The 15688-nt window shown below is 54.2% G+C and carries 12 protein-coding genes; 3 read left to right on the top strand and 9 right to left on the bottom strand.

What is annotated here, in order from left to right; genetic code table 11:
* Nucleotides 1-28 precede the first annotated feature (28 nt).
* The 3 genes from feoA to greB form a co-directional block, all read right to left on the bottom strand.
* Nucleotides 29-256: a ferrous iron transporter A gene (gene feoA / locus Y71_RS01690; RefSeq protein ID WP_007369738.1), complete on the bottom strand. Its 228-nt coding sequence runs from the start codon at nucleotides 254-256 to the stop codon at nucleotides 29-31.
* A gap of 498 nt (nucleotides 257-754) precedes the next feature.
* Nucleotides 755-3094, bottom strand: a complete 2340-nt coding sequence (locus Y71_RS01695) for a Tex family protein (RefSeq protein ID WP_081120910.1) — start codon at nucleotides 3092-3094, stop codon at nucleotides 755-757.
* Nucleotides 3095-3192: 98 nt separating this feature from the next.
* Entirely contained in the window at nucleotides 3193-3666 is a 474-nt protein-coding gene (gene greB, locus Y71_RS01700; RefSeq protein WP_007369740.1) for a transcription elongation factor GreB, read from the bottom strand.
* Between the two features lie 226 nt (nucleotides 3667-3892).
* On the opposite strand from greB, the gene ompR reads away from it, so the two are divergent.
* Nucleotides 3893-4612 carry an osmolarity response regulator transcription factor OmpR gene (gene ompR, locus Y71_RS01705; protein ID WP_001157751.1) on the top strand — a complete coding sequence of 240 codons (720 nt, stop codon included), beginning with the start codon at nucleotides 3893-3895 and terminating at the stop codon, nucleotides 4610-4612.
* Nucleotides 4609-5961: a two-component system sensor histidine kinase EnvZ gene (envZ, locus tag Y71_RS01710; RefSeq protein ID WP_007369741.1), complete on the top strand. Its 1353-nt coding sequence runs from the start codon at nucleotides 4609-4611 to the stop codon at nucleotides 5959-5961. Before ompR ends, envZ begins: the two co-directional genes overlap by 4 nt.
* 48 nt (nucleotides 5962-6009) lie before the next feature.
* Here the strand turns inward: envZ and pckA are convergent, their stop codons facing one another.
* The 5 genes from pckA to Y71_RS01735 all read right to left on the bottom strand — a co-directional run bounded on the left by pckA (nucleotide 6010) and on the right by Y71_RS01735 (nucleotide 12144).
* Complete coding sequence (gene pckA, locus Y71_RS01715; protein ID WP_007369742.1) at nucleotides 6010-7629, bottom strand: phosphoenolpyruvate carboxykinase (ATP); 1620 nt, start codon at nucleotides 7627-7629, stop codon at nucleotides 6010-6012.
* Between the two features lie 337 nt (nucleotides 7630-7966).
* Nucleotides 7967-8845, bottom strand: coding sequence for an Hsp33 family molecular chaperone HslO (hslO, locus tag Y71_RS01720; RefSeq protein WP_007369743.1), 879 nt, complete (start codon nucleotides 8843-8845; stop codon nucleotides 7967-7969).
* Between the two features lie 24 nt (nucleotides 8846-8869).
* A complete protein-coding gene (gene hslR / locus Y71_RS01725; protein ID WP_007369744.1) occupies nucleotides 8870-9271 on the bottom strand; it encodes a ribosome-associated heat shock protein Hsp15 in 402 nt (133 codons plus the stop codon).
* On the bottom strand, nucleotides 9271-9948 hold the full coding sequence (gene yrfG, locus Y71_RS01730; RefSeq protein WP_007369745.1) for a GMP/IMP nucleotidase: 678 nt from the start codon (nucleotides 9946-9948) through the stop codon (nucleotides 9271-9273). Before yrfG ends, hslR begins: the two co-directional genes overlap by 1 nt.
* Nucleotides 9949-10011: 63 nt before the next feature.
* Nucleotides 10012-12144, bottom strand: a complete 2133-nt coding sequence (locus Y71_RS01735) for an intracellular growth attenuator family protein (protein ID WP_007369746.1) — start codon at nucleotides 12142-12144, stop codon at nucleotides 10012-10014.
* A gap of 315 nt (nucleotides 12145-12459) precedes the next feature.
* On the opposite strand from Y71_RS01735, the gene nudE reads away from it, so the two are divergent.
* Nucleotides 12460-13020 (top strand): ADP compounds hydrolase NudE, encoded by a 561-nt coding sequence (nudE, locus tag Y71_RS01740; RefSeq protein ID WP_007369747.1) that lies wholly within the window; start codon nucleotides 12460-12462, stop codon nucleotides 13018-13020.
* Nucleotides 13021-13086: 66 nt separating this feature from the next.
* Here the strand turns inward: nudE and mrcA are convergent, their stop codons facing one another.
* Entirely contained in the window at nucleotides 13087-15639 is a 2553-nt protein-coding gene (mrcA, locus tag Y71_RS01745) for a peptidoglycan glycosyltransferase/peptidoglycan DD-transpeptidase MrcA (protein WP_035942000.1), read from the bottom strand.
* Between the last annotated feature and the right edge of the window lie 49 nt (nucleotides 15640-15688).

Raw genomic sequence — 15688 nt, forward strand, 5'->3', positions numbered from 1 at the left:
CTTAGCACTCTATGTCATAGCTGACCGGTTAACGGGACATCGCTTCCAGTTCGAGAAAAGCGAGATCTTTTTTCCGTAACACTAAATTAACGCGGCGGGTCTCGATATGAATGGGATCGCCTAATGGTGCCACCCGCACCACATTAAAAGATGAGCCGGGCAACATACCTAATGACAGGAGTTTTTGCCGCCAGGCCGGGCTTATTTGCTGTGAGAAGCCGGTAATTTTCCACACACTGTCAGGAGAGAAATGCATAGTGCCTACTTATTTTTGCTGCGAGCCGATGTTTGCCGTACGTCATCACGACGCACCGTGAACCCATGAAGAGTAAAGAACAGCCAACGAGAACAATGATAATGAGAATAGTTTTTATCATCAATAATAAAAATGCGTCAGGACGGGAGAGGAAATAAAAATTCGATTTTGTTTTGACGTAGCTCAAAAATAAGTTGGGTTCTGAATTTTGCGCGGCGCAGTAACACATTAATGAGAAATAAATAATTGTTATTTATATCGGGATCTTAATCTTTTATTCATATTTGAAATGGTGCGCGGGCCGTAAGTCCGCTGATGTAAATTCCGATAAATAAATACGATGTCAGTAAATTGATTAATAATTTTGAATATCAATAACCAGCAAAAATAATAGGTTAATAATTCTCTATGATTAACAGCACTAAGAAAAAGGCGCTTTTTCGACGGTGTTGCACCAAAAATAACCCCTCTCCCGCAGGCGCAAGAGAGGGGAGAGGATTAGCGTTTTTTACCCATCGCCGCCGCCAGTGCATCCATCATTGCGCTGTTGCCGCCGGGTTGAGGGCTGCGATCCCGCGGTGATTTTGCCGGACGCGCGCTACTCCGGTTACCAACATCGCGACTACCGCCATTGCCACTGCCGCGACGGCTGTTACTGTCGCCTGGTTGTTCGTCCAGACGCATGGTCAACGCAATACGTTTACGCGGCAGATCGACTTCCAGCACTTTCACCTTCACGATATCGCCTGCTTTCACCACCGTATGCGGATCTTCAACGAACTTATCCGCCAGCGAGGAGATATGTACCAGCCCGTCCTGATGCACGCCGATATCAACGAACGCGCCAAAGTTGGTGACGTTGGTCACTGCGCCTTCCAGCACCATACCTGGCAACAGATCGTTCATGGTTTCGATGCCTTCGGCGAAGGTCGCGGTTTTGAACTCCGGACGCGGGTCGCGGCCCGGTTTCTCCAGCTCTTTGATGATGTCGGTGACGGTCGGCACGCCGAACTGCTCGTCGGTAAACTCGGACGGTTTCAGCTTACGTAACTCGGCGCTGTTGCCCATCAGATCGCGCAGGGACTGTGCGGTTGCCGCCAGAATTCGCTCGACCACCGGATAGGTTTCCGGGTGAACGGTGGAAGCATCCAGCGGGTTGTCGCCGTGGTTAATACGCAGGAAGCCCGCGCACTGTTCAAAGGCTTTCGGCCCAAGGCGGCTCACTTTTAGCAGTTGCTGACGGTTCTGGAACTGACCGTTTTCATCGCGCCAGGAGACAATATTTTGCGCCATCATGCGGGTTAAACCGGCCACGCGCGTCAGTAGCGGCACCGAGGCGGTATTCAGATCAACGCCGACGGCGTTCACGCAGTCTTCAACGACGGCGTCCAGTTTACGCGCCAGCTGTGTCTGGCTGACGTCATGCTGATACTGGCCAACGCCGATTGATTTCGGGTCGATTTTCACCAGCTCAGCCAGGGGATCCTGTAAACGGCGGGCGATAGACACCGCACCGCGCAGAGAAACGTCGAGATCCGGGAATTCCAGCGCCGCCAGTTCGGAGGCGGAGTAGACTGACGCCCCCGCTTCGCTGACAATCACTTTCTGTGCGGTCACTTTCGGGAACTGTTTCTGCACATCCAGGTAGAAACGTTCGGTCTCGCGCGATGCTGTACCATTACCGATCGCCACCAGTTCGACGTTGTGTTTCTCGCACAGCGCCGCCACGGCAACCGCCGCTTTCGCTGCCTGCCCGGTGTGCGGATAAATCGTGTCGGTTGCGACCAGTTTGCCGGTGGCATCGACTACTGCCACTTTTACGCCGGTACGCAGGCCCGGATCGAGCCCCATCGTTGCACGCAGCCCGGCCGGTGCGGCCATCAGCAGATCGTGCAGGTTGCGGGCGAAGACGTTAATCGCTTCATCTTCCGCGCGTTCGCGCACAGTACCCATTAATTCAGTTTCAAGGTGCATCAGGACCTTAATGCGCCACGTCCAGCTCACGACGCTGCGGCGCCAGCTATCTGCCGGGGCGTTATTCAGGCGCAGGCCGAGATGGTCGATAATAATCTGCTCGCAGTGGCTCTCTTTCGGCGGCTCGTCAAACTGCGGATCGGCATTCAGCGCCAGTTGCAGCACACCCTCATTACGCCCACGGAACATGGCCAGCGCGCGGTGCGAAGGAACGGTAGAAATCGGTTCGTGATGATCGAAATAGTCGCGGAATTTCGCGCCTTCTTCCTCTTTGCCACTGACCACCGTCGCCACGAGATGGGCGTTTTTCCACAGATAGTCACGGACTTTCGCCAGCAGGGCCGCATCCTCAGCGAAGCGCTCCATCAGGATATAACGCGCGCCATCAAGCGCCGCTTTGCTGTCGGCAACACCTTTATCTGCATCCACAAACGTGGCGGCCAGCGTTTCCGGATCCTGCGACGGGTCATTCCACAGTTGGTCTGCCAGCGGTTCGAGACCGGCTTCAATCGCGATTTGCCCGCGCGTGCGACGCTTCGGTTTGTAGGGAAGATAGAAGTCTTCGAGTTCGGTTTTGCTCAGCGTACCGTTGATGGCTTTCGCCAGCTCTTCGCTGAGTTTGCCCTGCTCGCCAATCGATTTCAGGATTGCCTGGCGGCGCTCTTCCAGCTCGCGCAGGTAACCAAGGCGGGTTTCGAGCTGACGCAATTGCGTGTCGTCCAGACCGCCGGTGACCTCTTTACGGTAGCGCGCGATAAACGGCACGGTATTCCCTTCATCAAGCAGGCGAACGGCGGATTCCACCTGTTCGGTCCGTGCCTGAAGTTCACCCGCAATAATGCGGCAGAGCGAATCATTCATCATTTCTTTCATCATCTTCTGAACAAAATCAGCGGATAGTTATACGGACTGGCACTGTAAAATGCCAGCCACCGGGGTGGTTCCTGGATTGTTCTGTGCGGTTATTTCACATATTCGATTTCATTAACGTACCAGGTGGCTTCGCCACCTGGTGTTTGTACGATCGCCACATCGCCGGCTTCTTTTTTCAGCAGGGCGCGGGCCATCGGCGAATCGATAGAGATGTAATCCTTGCGGCCAAAGATCTCATCGTAGCCGACGATGCGAAAGCGCAGAGTATCGCCATCATCGTTTTCGATCTCCACCCATGCGCCAAAGAAAACTTTGCCTTCCTGTTGCGGTGAATAATCAACGATTTTCAGGTTTTCCAGACATTTCGTCAGATAACGTACCCGGCGGTCTATTTCGCGCAGGCGTTTTTTGTTGTACTGATAATCAGCGTTTTCGCTGCGATCGCCCAGGCTTGCCGCCCAGGTCACTTTTTTCGTGACTTCCGGGCGCTCCTGACGCCAGAGAAAATCGAGTTCCTGCTTCAGTTTGTCATAACCTTCGCGGGTGATCAGGGGCGTTTTCATACTTCTGCCTTCTCTTTGTGACAGCTTTGATGTACAGACTTTACAAACGGTATTGCGTAAAGTGCGGATTAATCATGTTTTATGTGATGTTGAATGCATATAACTTGCTGTTAAATATGCTTTGTAACAATTTAGACTAGAATTTATACCAGATTTCGCTGGTCGTTAACGCGCACTTTTTTAGAATACGGAAACAGAAATTTCGGAACCTTTGGGAGTATAAACAATGCAAGAGAATTATAAGATTCTGGTAGTGGATGACGACATGCGTCTGCGCGCATTACTTGAGCGTTACCTTACCGAGCAGGGCTTCCAGGTTCGTAGCGTGGCTAACGCCGAACAAATGGATCGGTTGTTAACCCGTGAATCTTTCCACCTGATGGTGCTGGATCTGATGCTGCCGGGCGAAGATGGCCTCTCCATCTGCCGCCGCCTGCGTAGCCAGAGCAACCCGATGCCGATCATTATGGTGACGGCAAAAGGGGAAGAAGTGGACCGTATTGTTGGCCTGGAAATCGGCGCCGACGACTATATTCCGAAACCGTTTAACCCACGTGAATTGCTGGCGCGTATCCGCGCGGTACTGCGTCGTCAGGCGAATGAGCTGCCGGGCGCGCCGTCGCAGGAAGAAGCAGTAATTGCGTTTGGTAAGTTCAAACTGAACCTCGGTACGCGCGAGATGTTCCGTGAAGATGAGCCGATGCCGTTAACCAGCGGTGAGTTTGCCGTGCTGAAAGCACTGGTTAGCCACCCGCGCGAGCCGCTCTCCCGCGACAAGCTGATGAATCTGGCGCGCGGTCGTGAGTATTCAGCGATGGAACGTTCCATCGACGTGCAGATCTCCCGCCTGCGCCGCATGGTGGAAGAGGATCCGGCGCATCCGCGCTATATTCAGACCGTTTGGGGCCTGGGCTACGTATTTGTGCCGGACGGTTCTAAAGCATGATGCGCGTGCGCTTCTCGCCGCGAAGTTCATTTGCCCGAACGCTGTTGCTTATCGTCACCTTGCTGTTCGTCAGCCTGGTGACGACATACCTTGTGGTGCTGAATTTCGCCATTTTGCCCAGCCTCCAGCAATTTAATAAGGTACTCGCCTACGAAGTTCGTATGCTGATGACCGACAAACTGCAACTGGAGGATGGGACGCAACTGGTGGTGCCACCTGCGTTTCGTCGTGAAATTTACCGTGAACTGGGTATTTCTCTCTATTCCAATGAAGCGGCGGAAGACGCGGGCCTACGCTGGGCGCAGCACTATGAATTCTTAAGTCAGCAGATGGCGCAGCAGCTCGGTGGCCCGACCGAAGTGCGCGTTGAAGTGAACAAAAGCTCTCCGGTGGTGTGGCTGAAAACCTGGCTGTCGCCCAATATCTGGGTGCGCGTGCCGCTGACGGAAATCCATCAGGGCGATTTTTCGCCTCTGTTCCGCTACACGCTGGCGATTATGCTGCTGGCGATAGGCGGCGCCTGGCTCTTTATTCGTATTCAGAACCGACCGCTTGTTGACCTTGAACACGCGGCGCTGAAGGTTGGGCGAGGGCATATTCCGCCGCCGCTGCGTGAGTACGGCGCATCAGAAGTCCGTTCCGTCACCCGCGCTTTCAACCAGATGGCCGCCGGGGTGAAACAATTGGCGGACGATCGCACGCTGCTGATGGCCGGGGTGAGCCACGATTTACGCACGCCGCTGACGCGTATCCGTCTGGCGACTGAGATGATGGCGGAAGAAGATGGTTATCTCTCTGAATCGATTAATAAAGATATCGAAGAGTGTAACGCGATCATCGAGCAGTTTATCGATTACCTGCGTACCGGCCAGGAGATGCCAATGGAAGTGGCAGATCTGAATGCCGTGCTGGGCGAGGTCATCGCCGCCGAAAGTGGTTACGAACGTGAGATCGAAACCGGTCTGAACGACAGTGAGATTTTTGTACGCATGCATCCGCTCTCTATTAAGCGCGCAGTCGCCAATATGGTGGTGAATGCGGCGCGCTACGGTAACGGCTGGATCAAGGTCAGCAGCGGTACTGAACTGAATCGCGCCTGGTTCCAGGTTGAGGATGACGGGCCGGGGATTAAACCAGAACAGCGTGAACATCTGTTCCAGCCGTTTGTTCGCGGCGACAGCGCGCGTAGCACCAGCGGCACCGGTTTAGGGCTGGCTATCGTGCAGCGAATCATCGACAACCATAACGGCCTGCTGGAGCTGGGTACCAGCGAGCGTGGCGGGTTGTCGATTCGCGCCTGGTTGCCAATCCCGGTTGTTCGCCTGAATGGGCCCACCAAAGAAGCATAAAAAAACCCGCCGGAATATGGCGGGTTTTGTTTCTCTTGCGTAGCCGAATTACAGTTTCGGTCCGGCGCTGACCAGCGCGGCTCCGGCTGCGGTATCGGTATACTTATCAAAGTTCTCAATAAACAGCTTCGCCAGCTGTGTCGCTTTCTCCTGCCACTGTTCCGGCGATGCGTACGTATTGCGCGGATCGAGAATGCGCGAATCCACGCCATGTAATGATGTCGGCACGGCCAGGTTGAACATCGGCAGGGTGAAGGTTTCCGCATTGTCCAGCGAACCATCCAGAATTGCGTCGATAATCGCCCGCGTATCTTTGATGGAGATGCGTTTGCCGGTCCCGTTCCAGCCCGTGTTTACCAGATACGCCTGCGCACCGGCAGCCTGCATCCGTTTCACCAGCACTTCGGCATACTGCGTCGGGTGCAGCGACAGGAATGCTGCGCCGAAGCAGGCGGAGAAGGTTGGCGTCGGCTCATTCACGCCGCGCTCTGTTCCGGCCAGTTTGGCGGTAAAGCCAGAGAGAAAATGGTACTGCGTCTGGCTGGCCGTCAGGCGGGAAACCGGCGGCAATACGCCGAACGCATCAGCAGTCAGGAAGATCACTCGCGTGGCGTGACCGGCTTTCGACACGGGTTTGACGATGTTATGAATATGGTAAATCGGATACGACACGCGGGTATTTTCCGTTTTCGACGCATCATCAAAATCGATGCTGCCGTCGTCGCGGACGCTGACGTTTTCCAGCAGCGCATCGCGGCGGATGGCGTGGAAGATATCCGGTTCAGCCTCTTCCGAGAGCCGGATGGTTTTGGCATAACAGCCGCCTTCAAAGTTGAAGACGCCGTCGTCATCCCAGCCGTGCTCGTCATCGCCAATCAGGCGGCGCTTCGGATCGGTGGACAACGTCGTTTTGCCGGTGCCGGAAAGGCCGAAAAAGACCGCAACGTCGCCTTTCTCGCCAACGTTAGCAGAACAGTGCATCGAGGCGATCCCCTGCAACGGCAGCAGGTAGTTCATGATCGAGAACATCCCTTTTTTCATTTCGCCGCCGTACCAGGTTCCGCCGATCAGCTGGATGCGTTCGGTCAGATTGAAGGCAACGAAATTCTCCGAATTGAGGCCCTGTTCCTGCCACTGCGGATTGGTGCATTTCGCCCCGTTCATCACGATAAAGTCGGGTTTGAAGCCTGCCAGCTCCTCATCCGTCGGGCGAATAAACATGTTTTTGACGAAGTGCGCCTGCCAGGCGACCTCGGTGATAAACCTGACTGAAAGACGGCTGTCCGGGTTAGCGCCGCAAAACGCATCGATAATAAACAGGCGCTTGCCGGAGAGTTGCTCCGTCACAAGGCCTTTTAAATGCTTCCAGACTTCCGGCGAGAGCGGTTTGTTGTCGTTCTTGCCTTTGCCTTTATCGGCCCACCACACGGTGTCGCGGGTGGTTTCATCTCGGACAATGTACTTATCTTTTGGCGAACGGCCGGTAAAAATACCGGTGTCGACGGCGACAGCACCAGAATTCGTCAGCACACCACGCTCATATCCTTCCAGATCTGGACGGAGCTCTTCCTGATACAGCGTATCGTAATCGGGGTTGTAGACGACATCCTGAACATCGTTGATACCATAAGCCTTGAGATCTTGCGGGGTTAAGCTCTTAACGCGCATGTCACTACTCCTTAGCCAATTGTACTGCCTGAAATTGTAGGGTTGTTTATCGCCGCTTACCCGGACGATGTTCATAGATTTTCGAATCCCGATAAAGCTGACTTCCGCAAAACGCTGTCATTTGCGTCACTTAGCGAGATGTATTGTGGCAAAAACAGTGACAATAATCGGGAAAATGTCCCCAAAAGGCTATAAACCGATATTTTTAACCGTCACTTTGTGACTGCAATCGCTTTCATGAAAGAAAATTACGTAAGAATTACATTGAGGATTTTAGCGGAAACGTGACGTGTAATGCAAAAAATGCCGCCCGAAGGCGGCATGAGGGAAGGGGGAATTAATGAACTTGCGGGTCGGCCGGGGAGGCGTTATTACGGATCTCCGCAATATCCATCGCATTAAACAGATAGTGATTGCCGCAGTAATCGCAGTGCATGTCGATTTCACCTTCTTCGGCAATAATGCTGTCCACTTCTTCATCCGGCAGCGTTTTCAGCGCCGCAGCGCAGCGCTCGCGCGAACAAGTGCATTTAAATTCAACGTCCTGTGGATCGTACAGCGTGACCTCTTCTTCATGGTACAAACGCCATAACACATCTTCTGCCGCCAGGGAGAACAGCTCTTCCGCTTTTACCGTTTCGGTCAGTACCGCCAGGTGTTCGAAATCGTTGGCCTGGGTTTCCTGCGCTGGCAGCACCTGCAACAGCATCCCGCCGGCTGCCGGCTGGCCATCCACTTCACCCGTGCGGATGAACAGGCGGGTCGGCAGCTGTTCTGAACGCATAAAGTAATCTTCCAGGCACGCCGCCAGCGTATCGCCTTCGAGGCCAACCACGCCCTGATAACGCTCTCCCTCTTCCGGCGTAATGGTGATCACCAGATAGCCGTTACCCACCAGCGTTTTCAGATCGGCATCCGCCGGGACATCGCCCTGCACGCGGGCAACGCCGCGCATTTGCTGGCGGTTGTTACCGTTGATCACTGCAAGATTCATCGGACCGTCACCCTGCAACTGCACGGTAATATCGCCGGCAAATTTCAGGGTTGCGGTCAGCAGGCTGGTCGCAACCAACAGTTCACCGAGCAGCGTTTTTACCGGCAGCGGATAGTTATGGTTTTCCAGTACCTGCTTCCAGGTGTTGGAAACAGTCACCAGTTCGCCGCGCACGGCATAATTTTCAAACAGATAGCGGTGTAATTGGTCTTGATTGGCCATGATTATCTCTCTTGCAGGTGCGCGTTACTCGCTGCCACCAGATTTAAATTTCAGCAGATCGCGGCGCTCTTTTTTGTCCGGTCGGCGATCGGGGTGCGGCATTGTAAGCGCGTTCAGCTTACGCGCCAGCGCCATTTTTTCACGTTTCTCAATACTTTCTGCCGTTTCCTCATACAGCTCAACGGCTTCGGTTGCCGGACGGCGCTGATCCGTAACGCCTTTGACGACGACAGTACGTTCGTCATTTCCCTGGCGCAACGTGAGCGTGGCATTCAGCTCGACGATTTTACTCGGCTTGCTGCGCTGACCGTTGTAATGTACTTTGCCGCCTTCAATCATCTCGCGGGCGAGGGCGCGAGTTTTATAAAAACGCGCCACCCACAGCCACTTATCCAGACGGACTTCTTGTGCGGGCTGCTGTTTCATCACATCTCCTTGAGAAGTGAGGGGATCAGATAACGGTAGTCATTGGTTCCCGGGTGACGCAGATAGTGTTTATCTGCCAGCCCGGAATCCGGGTTCGTCACGCCAAGGCAGTAACGAATGCCAAAGGTTGCTGCCGCATCGAGAATCGGTTCGCTGTCGTCGATAAACAGCGTCCGTTCGGCGCATAGCCCGGTCTCTTCCGCTACGGCCTGCCACAGGCGCTGATCCTCTTTCGGATAACCAAATGTATGGGTGGAAAGTAATAAATCAAGGTGCGACGCCAGGCCCGTGTGCTCAAGCTTGACGGCAAGATTATGTGGATGCGCATTGGTCAGCAGAATACGGCGCTTACCGCTTTTTTTCAGCGCATCCAGAAAAGGCACCGTATCTTCGCGCAGCACTGCGCGCGGCCCTTGCTGTGTCGTCATCGCACAAATATCCAGCCCGAGACGTTCGCTCCAGTAATCCAGACAGTACCAGTTTAGCGTATGCTGCACCGCGTGATACTCCTGGCGAAGAACGTTCTGTGCTTCCTCTGGCGTCAGCCCCTGTTGAGCGGCGAAAGTTTCTGGCACCAGTTTTTGCCAGAAAAAGTTATCAAACGCCAGATCAAGCAAAGTGCCGTCCATATCCAGCAGAACGGTATCAACGTCCTGCCATGCAATATCAAGGTGCATTAAAACTCCAGCCAGGGGAAAACGTGCGCGACAGATTAACACAGCTCACGTTGCGGGTGGTTATCAGGTAAGGCTGTCCTGCGTAGGAAGCAGGCGCGGATTCAGGCAGCTTTCGTAATACTGCGCAATCTCTTCGAGGCGTGTACGGTTACGCTGGTAGCGACGCAGCGCCAGCACACCGTTGTAGAGGCAACAAATGACCATGGCAAACAGTAACAGCGTTATACCGGTGTAACGCCACAAGCCCGTGGCATCCGGCATGCGGTGCAGGCTAATGTGTCGGGTACCGTTGGCGTCGGTATAGATATTGGTAATGATCCCTTCAGCGTGGAACGGCGTCTGCATCAGCATTTGCGCCAGCCGTTGGAACTCGGTCCACTGCTCTTGCGCCGGGTAGTCATACAGCGCGATTGGCGGCCACGGCTGATCCACCAGTTCGTTACCCTCTTCGCTAATAATCAGGAACCCGCCCGGCGCCGGGCTGTTCAGCGCCTGTGCGGCACGGGTTGTCTCGCGCAGGATAAAGGGCGCGGTTGAGGTGGTCACCAGATTATCCAGCGATTCGGCGCTTACCGGGCGCAGCAGCACGTTAACACCGGTCAGCTTGCCATCGCTGGCGCGTTTGGTCAGCGTATCCCAGTCTTTACTGTTTCCGAGGTTTACCAGTGCATTTTTCAACCTCAGACAATCGTCTTCTGCTGAGCATAAATCTTTTGTTTTCAGTACGATATCGGCAAAGTCATCCAGCAAGACCATACCCGACTTTTGAATGGCTGAGCGTAACACCGGGCTAACGCGTGAATCATCTTCGGCTGTAGGGTGTAACTGACGGCTCACCGCTTGCGCAAGCGCAGTGGCTCTGGTCACGGTATCCGATTCCGGCAAGGGCAGCGGAGGGGCGTTATTCCAGATAATCTGCGAACAGTCGAACGGCGTAAACGGCGATATCTGGCGCGATGACCAGTTTTGCGTGTGGATGTTGCACATTCCTGTACCGCTGATCCGCAGCGTATCGCCGATGCGCAACCCGGCGGATTCAAGCTGATTAACGCTACTGGCTTCGATAGTTTGCGCGCCTTTAATCCACGAAACGGTGAATTTGATCGGCATGTCCAGCGGCACCCAAATCAGCAGCATCGCCACCACCACCAGCGAACCGGTGGCGATTACCGCGCTGCGCACCCAGTGCTGCAACGGGAAATTTTTCACTTCGTCATGCAGGGACAAAAAGCGCCCCTGGCGAACAACGTGGCGATCCAGATAAATATCGATATCCGTTTGCTGACCGAGATCGCGGGTGATAAAGGGCTGCCAGTGGCGGGGATAAATCAGATCGATAATCCCCAGAGAGATGTTATTCATCTGCTCCTGATTGTTTTCACCGAACAGCCCCCAGCGCTTTGGCGTACCGCGCAGACAATGAATTTCGCGCAGTGTGTTTTTCGCTGGCGGCGCATACAGCCCCCACATTCCCGCGGCGAACAGCATCACGGCGCCGCCCGCCAGCCACGGAACGAAAACCTCCGGCGCCGCGAGGCAGAAGAAAAAGAGTAAAAAAGAGGCGCAGATCAGCAACGCTTCGCGCATACCGTCCGGGCGGCTTAACGCATACTCTTCCGGTGTTTCGCGGCGAATATTCAGCAGCTCGATCTGTTCCGTCTCTTCGCCGCGAATAGCGGAGCGCGTGGAAGATACGCGCTCCAGCTCTCCGCTGCGCTCTTCCTGCATATATTCGCTAAGCGTATGGCCGTTTAACGAAATGATCAGCGGCATGGAATCGGTGCGGATCAGCTCAACATTGTTCTCATCGGTAATGTATTGCTCCCAGGAGGGCGGCAGATGCACTTCGACGGAATCGAGATAGTAGCGCCATTTGTTGGGAGCATCGGTGGTGATGCCATAGCGCGTGATCGAGTGCGCGACAAACAGGACGGTATTGCTCTGAGCATTGAGTTTGATGGAGATCGGCGCAGCCGTAGCGCCCGTTGGGCCTGGCGTATTTTGTATACGGGAAAGCGTGTCCAGATAGCGCTCAACAGCATCGCGCTCCTCTGGCAAGAGTTTACGGGTTGTCGCGCCGGCAAATGCCTGTAAATGAGGCAACCTGTACCGGCGTTGAGACCTGAACCTGAAAATCCATCCAGCGAGGAATGCGCAGGCCAGCATAGCAGCGAAAAAAATCAAAATGGTGCTCATGCTTTCCCCATCTTACTTTTTCTAACAGGTGTAGTCAGTTGCACCCTTCCTGTAAACATTTAATGTGGCTGGCCGCTGTAAGCAAGAAATTACTTGAGAATTTTTAAGCGCATACCATTGCGAGAAAGAATAGCAAAACCACCCAAGCGGGAATATCAGCAAATTCTTAGTTTTATATCAACCTATTGACTTTTGTGATAAATTGGGATTGCTTTTGGAGAGGTTACAAGAATGTAAATTAGCGGCGAATGACATTGCCGAAACAGTGCGTAGTGTCGCACAATAACGTAAGTTTCTCTGCAAAGACCGATAATAATGAGCAAATCATTGCAAAAACCCACCATTCTTAACGTAGAAACGGTTGCCTCTTCACGACTTTTTAACGTTGAAAGCGTGGATCTGGAGTTCAGCAACGGTGTGCGCCGTGTTTACGAGCGCATGCGTCCTTCTACGCACGAAGCAGTGATGATTGTACCGATTGTGGACGAGCATCTGATTCTGATCCGCGAATACGCCGTTGGAACCGAATCTTACGAGCTGGGGTTTTCCAAAGGGCTTATCGATCCCGGTGAGAGTATATACGAAGCGGCGAACCGTGAGTTAAAAGAAGAAGTAGGATTTGGCGCAAAAGAGCTTACTTTCCTGAAAAAACTCAGTATGGCCCCCTCCTATTTCTCCAGCAAGATGAACATTATCGTAGCGGAAGACCTTTATCCGGAGTCGCTGCCGGGTGATGAACCGGAGCCGCTACCGCAGGTGCGCTGGCCGCTGAAGCACTTAATGGATTTGCTGGAAGACCCGGATTTCAATGAAGCCCGCAATGTCAGCGCGCTGTTTTTAGTGCGTGAATGGCTAAAAGGGCAGGGTCGGCTCTGAAGGCACAAAATCATAAATAAAAAGGGCGCCGCAGCGCCCTTTTTGCTTCTCTGGGTTCACGCGCTATCAGAACAGCTCGTGCGTTTCCCCGTTATCAATGATGGTCGTGCCCACTTCATGTACTGCTTGCTGCGTCGGCTGAGTTCCTTCGATGAAGTACTCCTGACGGCTACTGCCACCACTTGCCAACTGCCCGGTGCTGCGGTCGATATTGACGGTGACCACGCCTGGCGGCGGCGTTAACGGATCTTCCGGCACACCGTCCAGCACCGCTTTCATGTATGCATCCCAGGCTGGCTGGGCGCTTTTCGCACCGCCTTCGTAGCCGGAAATCTGATCTTTGATCGCGCCGGAAGCAGTGGTTCGCCCCAGATCGCGACGATGATCGTCAAAACCGATCCACACGGAAGTGACAACGCCCGGACCATAACCGGAGAACCAGGCATCTTTCGAGCTGTTGGTGGTGCCGGTTTTACCGCCGATATCGTTACGCTTGAGATCGCGTCCCGCGCGCCAGCCCGTTCCCTGCCAACCGGGTTCGCCAAAGATGTTGCTGTTCAGCGCGCTTTTAATCAGGAACGACAGCGGCGTGCTAATCACATGCGGCGCATACTCTTCGCCACCGCTGCGCTGAACCAGCGCCTGGTTTGCCTGCTCCAGTTGCGGTTGCGGCACCGAGCTGTTTTGCTGCTCCTGCGACGTGGCGACGTTTTCCATATCTTTGTTTTCCAGCACATTTGATTTCGGCGTTTCGCCGTAAATCACCGGAATGTCGCAATCGGCACAGGCCACTTTCGGGCGCGCTTCAAACAGCACATTGCCCTGATCGTTTTCGATTTTCGTGATGTAGTACGGATCGATCAGGAACCCGCCGTTCGCCATCACCGAATAGCCTCTTGCTACCTGCATCGGCGTAAATGAGGCTGAGCCCAGCGCCAGGGATTCGGTATGCACAATGTTTTGTGCCGGGAAACCGAAACGCTGCAAATACTCTGCGGCATAATCGACGCCCATCGCGCGCATCGCACGTACCATCACTACGTTCTTCGATTGCCCCAGCCCCTGGCGCAGACGGATTGGACCGGCATATTCATCCGGCGAGTTCTTTGGCCGCCAGTCGGAACCTGCACCCACATCCCAGCGGGAAATCGGGGCATCATTGAGGATGCTTGCCAGCGTCAGGCCTTTATCCATTGCCGCCGTGTAAAGGAACGGCTTGATGTTCGAACCCACCTGGCGCAGCGCCTGAGTTGCACGGTTAAACTTGCTCTGGTTAAAGTCAAAGCCGCCGACCAGCGCCAGTATCGCGCCATTATGCGGATTGATAGAGACCAGCGCAGAGTTCACATCCGGCACCTGCGCCAGCCACCAGGCGTTATCGACCTGGCGCACCCAAATCTGCTGCCCGGCCTGTATGGCATCCGTCACTTTACGTGGTGTGGCGCCTTGTTGCGTATCAGAGCGGTAAGGGCGAGCCCAGCGGACGCCGTCCATGCGCAATGAAACCGACGTGCCATCAGCCATCATCGCCACGGCTTCTTGCGGATTTGCGCTGGTGACGACCGCCGGAGAGAGCGGCCCGTACGTAGGCAGCGTTTTCAGCGAGTCAGTGATTTTTTTACTGCTCCATGCGGCTTCACCGATCTTCCACAACACATTTGACGGACCGCGATAGCCGTGGCGCATGTCGTAATCCATCACGTTATTGCGTACGGCATCCTGCGCAGCCTGCTGCACTTTACGCGTAATGGTGGTGTAAACGCGGTAGCCATCCTCATAGGCTTTGTCGCCATAACGGGCGACCATATCCTGACGCACCATCTCGGAAAGATAAGGGGCGGAGAAGGCGATTTCCGGCGCATGGTAGTTAGCGTCTATCGCCTCGCTGCGCGCCTGGTCGGCTTGCTGTTCGGTGATATAGCCTTCACTTTCCATACGCGCCAGCACAACGTTACGACGTGCGGTTGCCCGGTCGAGCGAGTAGAGCGGGTTAAAAGTCGATGGCGCTTTCGGTAAACCGGCAATCACCGCCATTTCACTTAGCGTCAGTTGATCGACCGACTTACCAAAATAGACCTGAGCTGCAGCGCCCACGCCGTAAGCGCGATAACCGAGATAGATTTTGTTGAGGTAAAGCTCAAGGATCTCGTCTTTGCTCAACAGTTGCTCAATGCGGATCGCCAGGAACACCTCTTTGATTTTACGCATCATGGTGCGTTCCGGGCTCAGGAAGAAGTTACGCGCTAACTGCTGCGTAATGGTACTGGCTCCCTGTGATGCATGGCCAGAGAAGAGTGCTACGCTGGCGGCACGGAAAATCCCCACCGGGTCAACACCGTGGTGCTCATAAAAACGGCTATCTTCAGTGGCGATAAACGCTTTTACCAGTTCTGGCGGAATTTGGCTCAGGGTCAGCGGGATGCGGCGCTTTTCACCATATTGCGCGATCAATTCGCCATCTGCGCTGTACACCTGCATTGGAATCTGTAACCGGACGTCTTTGAGCGTCGCGACATCGGGTAACTGTGGCTCAATATATTTGTACAGACCGTAAATCGAGCCTGCTCCCAGCAGAATGCAAAAGACTGCAAGGATGAATAAATACTTTACGAACTTCACTGGAGATTTCCCATTAAGAGTCATTTGGGCAGTTTATAAACAACCGCGC

The sequence above is a fragment of the Kosakonia radicincitans DSM 16656 genome (assembly GCF_000280495.2).
Classification (GTDB): domain Bacteria; phylum Pseudomonadota; class Gammaproteobacteria; order Enterobacterales; family Enterobacteriaceae; genus Kosakonia; species Kosakonia radicincitans.

Bases quoted from the DNA above. Each gene is read 5' to 3' on its own strand.
- feoA (WP_007369738.1), bottom strand. From the start codon at position 256: ATGCATTTCTCTCCTGACAGTGTGTGGAAAATTACCGGCTTCTCACAG.
- Y71_RS01695 (WP_081120910.1), bottom strand. From the start codon at position 3,094: ATGATGAATGATTCGCTCTGCCGCATTATTGCGGGTGAACTTCAGGCA.
- greB (WP_007369740.1), bottom strand. From the start codon at position 3,666: ATGAAAACGCCCCTGATCACCCGCGAAGGTTATGACAAACTGAAGCAG.
- ompR (WP_001157751.1), top strand. From the start codon at position 3,893: ATGCAAGAGAATTATAAGATTCTGGTAGTGGATGACGACATGCGTCTG.
- envZ (WP_007369741.1), top strand. From the start codon at position 4,609: ATGATGCGCGTGCGCTTCTCGCCGCGAAGTTCATTTGCCCGAACGCTG.
- pckA (WP_007369742.1), bottom strand. From the start codon at position 7,629: ATGCGCGTTAAGAGCTTAACCCCGCAAGATCTCAAGGCTTATGGTATC.
- hslO (WP_007369743.1), bottom strand. From the start codon at position 8,845: ATGGCCAATCAAGACCAATTACACCGCTATCTGTTTGAAAATTATGCC.
- hslR (WP_007369744.1), bottom strand. From the start codon at position 9,271: ATGAAACAGCAGCCCGCACAAGAAGTCCGTCTGGATAAGTGGCTGTGG.
- yrfG (WP_007369745.1), bottom strand. From the start codon at position 9,948: ATGCACCTTGATATTGCATGGCAGGACGTTGATACCGTTCTGCTGGAT.
- Y71_RS01735 (WP_007369746.1), bottom strand. From the start codon at position 12,144: ATGAGCACCATTTTGATTTTTTTCGCTGCTATGCTGGCCTGCGCATTC.
- nudE (WP_007369747.1), top strand. From the start codon at position 12,460: ATGAGCAAATCATTGCAAAAACCCACCATTCTTAACGTAGAAACGGTT.